Source organism: Streptomyces sp. NPDC058284 (genome assembly GCF_042881135.1).
Lineage (GTDB): Bacteria > Actinomycetota > Actinomycetes > Streptomycetales > Streptomycetaceae > Streptomyces.
Genome location: NZ_JBHVYE010000004.1, coordinates 351,699 through 361,836, shown reverse-complemented (window position 1 = coordinate 361,836; position 10,138 = coordinate 351,699). Strand labels below are relative to the sequence as shown.

The window sequence follows — 10,138 nt, the reverse complement described above, 5'->3', positions numbered from 1 at the left end:
CCGCCCGCCCCGGGGGTCAGCCTGGGGGCCTGGGGGGTGGCCCCGCCCCCCAGCGCGGCCTGCCCCTGGGGGGGGGGGGGGCGCCCGGGCGTGGGGGGCGCCCCCGCGTCGATGGGCAGCACGCCGGATCAGACCTGCTCGGTCTCGGGACGGGCGCCCTCGGCGTCGGCCTGCGTACCGGCCGCCTGCTCCGTCCGCTCCTGCTGAGTTAGCGCCGGCTCCGCGCCCTGGCGGCGCCCCTTGCGCAGCCCGAAGTAGTACGCGAGCACACCGGCGCCGAGGGCCGCCTGCAGGGCGAACAGCGCCGATTCGATCTCCCCGGACGGGGGTTCGTACAGCGGGGAGAACCACGGCTTGTAGTCCGGCTCGATCTCGGTGATCGCCGTCTCGGCCTGCGAGTCGGCGCCGGTGAACGGTTCTTCCTTGTCGTCGCCGAGCCCGAGGGCCAGGGGCAGCACCGCGAGCGCGGCGACGACGACGACCAGCAGGATGTTGATCTTCGCGTTCCGGCTCATCAGGCGCTGGCCCCCGTCTCCGTAGTGGTCGTGGTCGTCGTCGTCACGGTCTGCTTCCGCTTGCCCTGCAGCAGCACGCCGAGCCGGGTCAGCTCGCCCTTGCTGGACTGCACGAGCAGCCGCATCACCAGGACGGTGAGCAGCCCTTCGCTGACCGCGAGGGGGATCTGGGTGACGGCGAAGATGCCGCCGAACTTCCCCAGCGCGCCGAGGAACCCGCTGCTGGGGTCGGGGAAGGCGAGCGCCAGCTGGACACTGGTGACGCAGTACGTGGACAGGTCGGCGACGAACGCCCCGAAGAACACGGCGACCATGAGCGGCACGTCGTACCGCTTGAGGAGCCGGTAGACCGCGTATCCGGCCCAGGGCCCCACGATCGCCATCGAGAACACGTTGGCGCCCAGGGTGGTGAGGCCGCCGTGGGCGAGCAGCAGGGCCTGGAAGAGCAGGGTGATGGTGCCGAGCACCGTCATGATGGGTGGCCGGAACAGGATCGCTCCGAGCCCGGTTCCCGTCGGGTGCGAGCAACTGCCCGTGACGGACGGGATCTTCAGTGCGGAAAGGACAAAAGTGAAGGCCCCGGAGGCGCCGAGGAGCAGGGTGCTCTCCGGGTGCTCCTTGACCTCACGGGTCAGGGAGCGGACTCCGTGGACGACGAACGGCGCGGACGCTACGCCCCAGGCGATCGCGTGCGCCGGCGGGAGGAAACCCTCGGCTATGTGCATGGCTCGGCAGACCCTCTCCAGCACCTCGTGGATGGACAACGCGCCCTGGCCGGTCTCCTGGCTGACGGGTCGTACCGACCGGACTCCGCCTTCCCGGGTACGTGTGCACCCAGTGGCTGCCGCGAGGGCTGGAGCCGGACTTCCCGATCACAGTGGCGAGGGCCGCACCGGCATCACACCGGATTTCCCGAGCACCAAGGCGTGGTGACATTAGTGCGCAACTGATCTGCTGACAACTCGCGCCATGGTGGTGGGGGTGGCAGACGCGGGCGCGTGTACCACCGCGTGCGCCCCTGTTCAGAGGCTGTACACGGGCATTGCTCAGGGCCGGTCGCCCAGGGGCGGGGGCGGCTTCGGGGCACCGCGCGGAGGCGCGATCTTCGCGTACGCAACGGGTGAACCCGCGGCGGTCCCGGTCGCCGACGGCAAGCCCGCCCCGTGCGTGGGGAGCAGGGCGTCGCGGTGGGCTCCGGGGTCCCAGCCGGTCTCCACGACGCGCTTCTGGAAGACGACCGCGCCGAGCAGGACCGCCGCGCCGAGCAGCAGCATCAGGACGACTCCGCCGGTCCCGCCCGTCTTGGCCGCGTAGCCGGTGAGCGTGCCGAACCAGCCGAAGTCGGCGTCGCCGAAGGTCGTGTTCTCCTCGCCGAAGGCGCCGAGGACCTTCAGGAGGAGGGCGGGCAGGAGGGTGATGAGGACGCCGTTGACGAAGGCGCCGAGGGCCGCGCCGCGACGGCCGCCGGTCGCGTTGCCGTAGACGCCCGCCGCGCCGCCGGTGAAGAAGTGCGGGACGAGGCCGGGCAGGACGAGGGCGAGGCCGAAGGCCGGGTGGAAGACCCAGGCGAGCAGGCCGAGGCTGACAAGACCGCCGGTGAAGCTGGCGATGAAGCCGACCAGGACGGCGTTCTGTGCATAGGGGAAGACGATGGGCGCGTCGAGGGAGGGCACCGCGCCGGGCACCAGTTTGCGGGCGATGCCCTGGAAGGCGGGGACGAGTTCACCGAGGATCGTGCGGACACCGAAGAGGATCACGGCGACGGCGATGCCGAACTGCAGGCCCTGCATGACCGACTGCATGACGTAGTCGCCGACACCGCTCGCGCCCGCGGCCCCGTGCTCGCCGAACGCCTTGAACGCCTCCTCCTTTCCCACCTTCCCGAGGAAGACCAGGGACATGATCACGTAGATCAGCACCATCGACAGGGCGGTCGCCACCATCGAGTCGCGCAGGAAGCGCAGCCCTTCGGGGAGGTTCATCTCCTCGGTGCTGCGACTGCGCCTGCCCACCAACTGCCCTGTCGCGCCCGCCGCGATGTACCCGGCCGTCCCGAAGTGGCCGATCGCGACGCTGTCGTTGCCGGTGACGCGCTTGGTCCAGGGGTGTGCGAAGGCGGGCAGGGCCACCAGCAGGATGCCGAGCAGGACTCCGCCGACGACGACCACGACCCATGACGGCCGGCCCGCGACGGCCAGGACCATCGTCAGCAGGGTCGCCATGAACAGCATGTGATGCCCGGTCAGGAACACGTAGCGCAGGGGGGTGAAGCGGGCGAGGGCCAGGCTGATGGCGAACCCGAGGATCATCAGCCAGGCGACGCGGGCGCCGTACTCCTGCTGCGCGATGCCGACGATCGCCTCGTTGGTGGGGATCACGCCGTGCGCTCCGGTCGCGCCCTGGATCATCTCGCCGAGCGGGGCGAGGGCGCCGACGACGAGCGTGGCGCCCGCCCCGATGAGCAGGAAGCCGAGCGTCGCCTTGATGGCGCCGCCGACGACCTGCCCGGTCGGCTTCCGCAGCGCGATCAGGCCCGCGGCCGTGATGAGGCCGATGAGGTAGGCGGGTTGGCTGAGGATCTCGTTGACGAGAAACTCGGCGATCGACACGAGCCGGTCCATGGTGGTTCTCCTTGCCCGGGGGCCGGGCCGTCAGACGTCGCAGGTGCCCCTCAGGCGTCGTAGATGTCCCTCAGACGACGTAGGTGATCCTCATACGTCGTAGGTGTCCCTGAGCACGCGGTCGGCCTCGGCCGCGCTGGTGAAGTCCTCGACGACCTTCACCGGTACGCCCACGTCACCGAGGGCCCCGGCGATCTCCCGCGAGGTGAGGATGGCGACGGCCTCGTTGGCCTTGCCCTTGGCCGAGATGGTGTCGGTCGCCTCGACGGTGACGTACCGGCTCCACCCCCAGTGGTCCAGGACGCCTTCGAGCGTCTGCTTGAGGAAGAGACTCGTACCGACCCCGTTGCCGCACACCGTCAGGATCTTGTGCGGCTCTCCGCCACGCGCCGCATCCTGCCGCGACCCCGCGTCCTCTTCCTGCCGCGCTCCCGCCTGCGCTCCCCCGCCTACGAGGATGGCGCGCACCGCCTGCGGGGTCGCCGCTTCCCGCAGTGCGCGCGCCGTCCCGGGGTCGGCGAGCATCCTGGCCAGGCCGCCCATCGCGGCGGTGTGTTCGGACGCCTCCTCGGCGGCGAGACCGACGACCAGCCCGACCGGGTCGTTGGCCTCGTGCCCGAACGCCACCGGAGCCGCGAGCCGCACCCAGGACATGCCGGTGCGCAGGACGGCGGGCGAGGGCCGGGCGTGGGCGAAGGCGAGTCCGGGCGCGATGACGATGTAGGGACCGTTGTCCAGGACGTTCTGGATCATCTCCGCGGTGTACGCGTCCGTGGCGGCGCCCGTCGCGACCATCAGGTCACCGGCGCGCCGGACGGCCTCGCGCCAGTCGGCCGCCGGGGCGTCGAGGAGCACGGCTTCCACGGGGAGGATCTCGCTCAGCGCTGCCATGCACATGATTCTCGCCGACGGAGGAGGTCCGGGGCGCACGGGGCGGTGCCGCACCACGTTCACCCGCGCCAACGGTGAGCCGATGCCCTTAGCCCCTGGTCAGGTCAGGTCCGGATGGTCTACGTGGACCGCCAAGACGGGCGGGCCGGTCGGGGCACTCCCTCTGAAGGGATGTCCCGACCAGCCCGCCCGTACTTGACCGGCACGCCCGTCCTCGACGGTGCGGTCCTACCTGCTCACGGGGGCGAGCTCGCGGTCCTTCTCGTCGGCCTCGGGCCACCCCGTGTCGCCGAGGTTCTTGTGCAGCTTCTCGCCCTCCACGTCCACGTTGGGCAGCAGCCTGTCCAGCCAGCGCGGCAGCCACCAGGCGGACTTGCCGAGCAGGGCGAGGACCGCGGGCACGATCGCCATGCGGACGACGAAGGCGTCGAAGAGGACGGCGACGGCGAGACCGAAGCCCATCATCTTGATCATGTCGTCGTTCTCCATGATGAAGCCGGAGAAGACGCTGATCATGATGATCGCGGCCGCGGCCACGACCCGTCCGCCGTGGGTGAAGCCGGTGACGACCGACTCCCCGGAGTTCGCCCCGTGGACGTACGCCTCGCGCATCCGCGTCACGAGGAAGACCTCGTAGTCCATCGCCAGGCCGAAGACCACGCCGATCATGAAGATCGGCATCATGCTCATGATCGGGCCGGGCTGGTCGACGCCCACGATGTCCGCGAGCCAGCCCCACTGGAAGACCGCGACCACGGCGCCGAGCGCAGCGGCCACCGAGAGCAGGAAGCCGAGCGCCGCCTTGAGCGGGACGAGGACCGAGCGGAAGACGAGCATCAGGAGCAGGAAGGCGAGTCCGACGACCAGGCCGAGGTAGGGCAGGAGGGCGTCGTCCAGGGTCTGCGAGAAGTCGATGGTCATCGCGGTCTGGCCGGTGACCAGGATCTCGGAGCCGGTGTCGGATCCGATGCCGTCGGCGGTCGAGCGGATCGACTTGACCAGTTCCTCGGTCTCGTGGTCGCTCGGCCCGGTCTTCGGGACGACGTTCATGATGGCGGTGTCGCCGGCCTTGTTGGCCTGGGCCGGGGTGACGGTCGCGACGCCCTTGATCTTGCCGATGGAGTCGCCGACGGTCTTGGCGGCGGCCGCCACGCCGGAGTCCTTGCTGACGGTGACCATCAGCGGGCCGTTGAAGCCGGCGCCGAAGGACTCGGACAGCATGTCGTACGCCTTGCGCTGCGTGGTGTCCGGCGCCGACGTGCCCTCGTCCGGCAGACCGAGTTCCAGGCTGGCGGCCGGGACGGCCACGGCGCCGAGGCCGATGACGGCGACCATGAGCACGGCGAGCGGGTGGCGCAGCACGAAGCGGGCCCAGCGGGTGCCGAGCTTCGGCTTGGCGTTCGGGTCGGCCAGTTCGCTCGCGGACTTCTTGCGGTCCTTGCGGCGCAGCACCTTGCGGCCGGCGAAGCCGAGCAGCGCGGGGATCATGGTGAGCGCGATGAGGACGGCGATCACGACGGTGCCTGCCGCGGCCAGGCCCATCTTGGTGAGGATGGGGATGTTGACGATCGAGAGGCCCGAGAGGGCGACGACGACGGTCAGTCCGGCGAAGACCACGGCGGAGCCCGCGGTTCCGGTGGCCCGGCCCGCCGCTTCCTCCGGGGTCCGGCCCTCGGTGATCTCCGCTCGGAAGCGGGAGACGATGAAGAGGGCGTAGTCGATGCCGACGGCGAGGCCGATCATCATCGCGAGCGTGGAGGTCGTGGCGGAGAGGTCGAGAGTGCTGCCGAGCGCCGCGATGCCGGAGATGCCGATGCCGACGCCGATGAGCGCGGTGAGGAGCGGCATGCCCGCGGCGACCAGCGAACCGAAGGTCAGGATCAGGACGACCGCGGAGATCGCGATGCCGATGAGTTCGGCGCTGCCGCCCATCTCCTGTTCGGCCATGACGGCGTCGCCGCCGGTCTCCACCGTGAAGCCCGCGTCGCGGGTCTTGTCGGTCGCGTCGGTCAGCGCGTCACGCGCCTTGTCGGTCAGCTCGGTGGCCGCCACCTTGTAGGTGACCGAGGTGTAGGCGGTGGAGCCGTCCTTGCTGACGGTCTGGGCCTTGTAGGGGTCGTCGACGCTCGACACCTGCGGGCCCTTGCCTATCGCCGCGACGAGCTTCTCGACCTCGGCCTTGGGCTTGGCCGAGTCGATCTTCTCCCCTTCGGGGGCGCGGATCACTACGCGGGCGCTCGCTCCTTCGGCGCTGGCGTCGGGGAAGCGCTTCTCCAGCAGGTCGAAGGCCTTCTGCGACTCCGTACCCGGCATCGAGAAGGAGTCCTCGGGCGGGGCGGGGGCGGCCGAGGAGGCGAAGATGGCCCCCGCCAGCGCCACCACCCAGAGCAGCGCCACATAGCGGCGCCGCCGGAAGGCGAGGCGGCCTAGTTTGTACAGGAACGTAGCCACGGCGAAGGGGACTCCCGTCGGGTTCGGCAGCAGGAACGCCCCTCTTCCGCCGTGATCGGCGCACGTCAGGGTGTTCAGCAGGATTCCTCTCCATCCTCACTGCCGATTGCGCGGAACAAGTCCGCCTGCGAGCCGGACTATCGGCCCACGGCCGTTGTAGTGCACCGTGCGCGAAGTCATCCCATGGGAGGAGGGCCGATCTCCTTTTCTAGTTCACAGGGTGCAGTCACGTGTCAATGACTTCTTCATCATTGGCGCGGAATTGCCCATTCCCTTTTTGCCGTCCGGCGCCTTCGGCCATTTACCTGCATCATTCACGCATCGTTATCGGTGCCGGGCGACGGCGTGAACGGCCGATGGCCTGTTCTCGTCGTCCGGTTGACTCGTTCCGGAGTCCTAGGACCGACGGAGGGCGCGGGCGCCGTCCGAGGCCCGAGCCGGGTTCCCCGCCGCCCCGCCACACTGGTCTCCATGGACACCGAACAGATCGACGCGTACCTGCGGCGCATCGGCGCCGACCGGCCCGTCGACCCCACCTCGCGGGCCCTGCACGACCTGCACCTGGCACACCTGCGCGGCGTTCCCTTCGAGAACCTCTCGATCCACCTGGACGAGGACATCGAACTCAGCGACAAGGCACTGGTGTCGAAGGTCGTGGACGCGCGCCGAGGCGGCTTCTGCTACGAACTCAACGGCGCGTTCGCCGCCCTGCTGACGAGCCTCGGTTTCGACGTCGCGCTGCTGCAGGCCCGGGTGTACGACGACGCGGGGCAGCCCGGCATCCCCTACGACCATCTGGCGCTGCGCGTACGCACCGAGGACGGCGGCGACTGGCTGGCGGATGTCGGCTTCGGGGCGCACAGCCAACTGCCGCTGGCCTTCGGCGACCGGGGCGAGCAGGCGGACCCGGACGGTACGTTCCGCGTCACGGAGACTCCCGAGGGCGATCTGGCGGTCTCCCGGGACGGCAAGCCGCAGTACCTCGCCGAGCCGAGGCCGCGCGCCCTGACCGATTTCAAGGTCGGCGCCTGGTACCACCGCACGTCGCCCGACTCCCACTTCACGCAGTCCCTGGTCTGTTCCCGCCTGACCGGCACCGGCCGCATCACCCTCAGCGGCCGCAACCTGACGACCACCGTGGCCGGCGAACGGCAGACCACCGAGCTGACCACGGAGGCCGAGGTGCTCGCGGCGTACGAGCAGCACTTCGGCATCGTGCTCGAACGGGAGCCGCGCGTGCGCGAGCTCCGCTGACGGGCGGATGACGCGATCCGGTCGGCACGGGCCGATGAGTTCCGGGCACCGCGACGGTCCACATAGGCAGAACCACATAGGCAGAGCCACATAGCCGGACATGGAGAACGCGGGCAGGACCGCCCGTACGCGACAGGAGAGCATCATGCCCAGGATCACGCCCAACCTCTGGTTCGACCTGCAGAGCGAGGAGGCCGCCCAGTTCTACGTCTCGGTCTTCCCGAACTCTGAGATCAAGAAGGTCTCCTACTACGGAGAAGGCGCCCCGCGCCCGGCCGGCACCGTCCTGACGGTGGAGTTCGTGCTGGACGGGCAGTCCTACACGGCGATCAACGGCGGCCCTGACTTCACCTTCAACGAGGCCGTCTCCTTCCACATCGACTGCGCCGACCAGGCAGAGGTCGACCACTACTGGACGAAGCTCTCCGAGGGCGGCGAAGAAGGGCCCTGCGGATGGCTGAAGGACAAGTACGGCCTGTCGTGGCAGGTCGTACCGGCCGTGCTCGGCGAGCTCATCACCGATCCGGACCCCGAGCGGTCCCAGCGCGCCATGCAGGCGATGCTCGGCATGAAGAAGCTGGACGTCGCCGCGCTGGAGGCGGCGGCCGACGGCAAGGTGTAGCGGCTCCGGAAGCACGGGCGAGATCCGGCCGGTACACGGCCGGGGCCCGTCCTACATCTTTCGCGCCACCACGAGGCGCCAGTGGGGAGCCCCGTCGGCGCGCCGCCCGAACTCCTCCAGGGGCCGCAGCCGCACGTCGAACCCCGCGTCGACGAGATCCGCCCGCACACCGCCGAGCGGGAACGTCCGGTAGTACATGACGAACCGCGGGCGCCACAGCAGGTTGCGCACGCGCATCACGCCGTCGAAACCGCGCAACGCCCAGTACCAACGAGAGGTGAAGCCCTGCGGTGCGCCGATCGGGAAGGCGAAGAGGCCGCCGGGGCGCAGTGCCCGGTGGACGCCGGCGAACAGGGCGGGCCGCTCGGCGGGCAGGAAGTGGCCGAACGCCCCGAAGCTGACGGCCAGGTCGTAGCCCTCGGTGAAGGGAAGGGCGCGGGCGTCGGCGCGCACCCAGTCGACCGCGGGGCCGCCGGGGCCGGGCTCGGGCACCGCCTGTGCCGCGGCGGCCAGCATCCCCGCGCTGAAGTCCACACCGGTGATCCGTTCGCGGCACAGCGGCAGCAGCGCCCCGACGCCCGCGCCGGTCCCGCAGCAGACGTCGAGGCCCGCGTCGAAGGGTCCCAAGGGGCACAGCACGTCGGCGGTCGCCGCCAGGAACCGGCCAGGCGTACGAAAGGGGGTGTGGTCGAACTTGGGGGCGAGCAGGTCGTACCCGTGCTCGGTGGACGACAGCGCCTGAACGGCGAGCTCACGCAGCGTGGGACCCTGGGAGGAGAACATCGGCTCCAGGGTAGCCAGGGGGACGGCCGCGCGGGTCTCCGCCGGGGCGGCGACGTGGCCGGATAGCGCCAGGAGGTCTACCGGGGGGCGGTACGGGTCGGGTAGAGGTGCACTTTCGCCCCAGACCCGTTCTTCGCTCCCGGAGGTGCCCCATGGCCACAGACCGGAACAGGACAAGGACCGCATCGGGCAAGACCCGATTCGACGACATCTACGACCAGCCGGACCCGCGCGCCTACTTCCGGACGCTGGCGCCCTACGAGTACGAGATCCCGCAGCACGCCCAGGCCGTGTTCCGCCGCACCCGCGACCTGCGGGCCCGGCAGCGGTCCGGCGGCGAGGGCCCCGTGACCGTCCTCGACCTGTGCTGCTCGTACGGCATCAACGCGGCGCTGCTCAACCACGATCTGACCCTCGCCGACCTGTACGCGCACTACACCTGCGACGAGGCGGCGGCCCTCACTCCGCACGAACTCGTCGAGCGCGACAAGGAGTTCTACGCCTCACGGCGCCGCCTCGACGCCACCCCGGTCATCGGTCTCGACATGGCGGAGAACGCCACCCGCTACGCACTCGACGCGGGACTGCTCGACGAGGCGTACGCCGAGAACCTGGAGCGGCATCCGCCCAGCGACGGGCTGCGCCGCGCGGTCGCCCGCACCGGCCTGATCACGGTCACCGGCGGTATCGGCTACATCTCGCACCGCACCTTCGACGCCCTGCTGGGCTGCGCGCGGGAGCCGGTGTGGGTGAGTGCGTTCGTGCTGCGGACCGTGCCCTACGACCGTATCGCCGAGACCCTGGCCGCACACGGCCTCACCACGGTGACGGACTCCTCGCGGACCTATGCGCAGCGCCTGTTCACCAGCCCCGAGGAACGTCGCGACGCCGTCCGTCAGGTGATCCTCGCGGGTGCGGACCCCACGGGGTACGAGTCGGAGGGCCGCTATCACACGCGGCTGCACGAGTCGCGGCCGCGCACCGACTGATCCCCGGGCCGC

General features: G+C 70.5%; 9 protein-coding genes and 1 riboswitch. Of the genes, 3 read left to right on the top strand and 6 right to left on the bottom strand.

Annotation, left to right across the window (positions count from 1 at the left end):
* Positions 1-128: 128 nt before the first annotated feature.
* From ACFVYR_RS09300 to ACFVYR_RS09280, 5 genes are all read right to left on the bottom strand, one after another.
* The gene (locus ACFVYR_RS09300; protein ID WP_384252602.1) at positions 129-515 is read right to left on the bottom strand and encodes an energy-coupling factor ABC transporter substrate-binding protein; all 387 of its coding nucleotides are present in this window, start codon (positions 513-515) and stop codon (positions 129-131) included.
* A complete protein-coding gene (locus tag ACFVYR_RS09295) occupies positions 515-1,240 on the bottom strand; it encodes an energy-coupling factor ABC transporter permease (RefSeq protein WP_384252605.1) in 726 nt (241 codons plus the stop codon). Before ACFVYR_RS09295 ends, ACFVYR_RS09300 begins: the two co-directional genes overlap by 1 nt.
* Positions 1,241-1,269: 29 nt before the next feature.
* Positions 1,270-1,454, bottom strand: a riboswitch (cobalamin riboswitch).
* A gap of 107 nt (positions 1,455-1,561) precedes the next feature.
* A complete protein-coding gene (locus ACFVYR_RS09290) occupies positions 1,562-3,136 on the bottom strand; it encodes a PTS ascorbate transporter subunit IIC (protein ID WP_384252608.1) in 1,575 nt (524 codons plus the stop codon).
* Positions 3,137-3,226: 90 nt separating this feature from the next.
* Complete coding sequence (locus ACFVYR_RS09285) at positions 3,227-4,027, bottom strand: PTS sugar transporter subunit IIA (protein ID WP_384252610.1); 801 nt, start codon at positions 4,025-4,027, stop codon at positions 3,227-3,229.
* Between the two features lie 228 nt (positions 4,028-4,255).
* Complete coding sequence (locus ACFVYR_RS09280; protein WP_384252612.1) at positions 4,256-6,478, bottom strand: MMPL family transporter; 2,223 nt, start codon at positions 6,476-6,478, stop codon at positions 4,256-4,258.
* Positions 6,479-6,949: 471 nt separating this feature from the next.
* On the opposite strand from ACFVYR_RS09280, the gene ACFVYR_RS09275 reads away from it, so the two are divergent.
* Complete coding sequence (locus ACFVYR_RS09275; RefSeq protein WP_384252614.1) at positions 6,950-7,732, top strand: arylamine N-acetyltransferase; 783 nt, start codon at positions 6,950-6,952, stop codon at positions 7,730-7,732.
* 145 nt (positions 7,733-7,877) lie between these two features.
* The gene (locus tag ACFVYR_RS09270; protein ID WP_384252617.1) at positions 7,878-8,354 is read left to right on the top strand and encodes a VOC family protein; all 477 of its coding nucleotides are present in this window, start codon (positions 7,878-7,880) and stop codon (positions 8,352-8,354) included.
* 51 nt (positions 8,355-8,405) lie between these two features.
* On the opposite strand, the gene ACFVYR_RS09265 is transcribed toward ACFVYR_RS09270, so the two are convergent.
* On the bottom strand, positions 8,406-9,137 hold the full coding sequence (locus ACFVYR_RS09265) for a class I SAM-dependent methyltransferase (protein WP_384252619.1): 732 nt from the start codon (positions 9,135-9,137) through the stop codon (positions 8,406-8,408).
* A gap of 152 nt (positions 9,138-9,289) precedes the next feature.
* Between ACFVYR_RS09265 and ACFVYR_RS09260 the strand changes: the two genes are divergently transcribed.
* Positions 9,290-10,126, top strand: a complete 837-nt coding sequence (locus tag ACFVYR_RS09260) for a hypothetical protein (protein WP_384252622.1) — start codon at positions 9,290-9,292, stop codon at positions 10,124-10,126.
* Positions 10,127-10,138: the final 12 nt, after the last annotated feature.

Bases quoted from the DNA above. Each gene is read 5' to 3' on its own strand.
- ACFVYR_RS09285 (WP_384252610.1), bottom strand. From the start codon at position 4,027: ATGGCAGCGCTGAGCGAGATCCTCCCCGTGGAAGCCGTGCTCCTCGAC.
- ACFVYR_RS09290 (WP_384252608.1), bottom strand. From the start codon at position 3,136: ATGGACCGGCTCGTGTCGATCGCCGAGTTTCTCGTCAACGAGATCCTC.
- ACFVYR_RS09270 (WP_384252617.1), top strand. From the start codon at position 7,878: ATGCCCAGGATCACGCCCAACCTCTGGTTCGACCTGCAGAGCGAGGAG.
- ACFVYR_RS09275 (WP_384252614.1), top strand. From the start codon at position 6,950: ATGGACACCGAACAGATCGACGCGTACCTGCGGCGCATCGGCGCCGAC.
- ACFVYR_RS09295 (WP_384252605.1), bottom strand. From the start codon at position 1,240: ATGCACATAGCCGAGGGTTTCCTCCCGCCGGCGCACGCGATCGCCTGG.
- ACFVYR_RS09260 (WP_384252622.1), top strand. From the start codon at position 9,290: ATGGCCACAGACCGGAACAGGACAAGGACCGCATCGGGCAAGACCCGA.
- ACFVYR_RS09265 (WP_384252619.1), bottom strand. From the start codon at position 9,137: ATGTTCTCCTCCCAGGGTCCCACGCTGCGTGAGCTCGCCGTTCAGGCG.
- ACFVYR_RS09300 (WP_384252602.1), bottom strand. From the start codon at position 515: ATGAGCCGGAACGCGAAGATCAACATCCTGCTGGTCGTCGTCGTCGCC.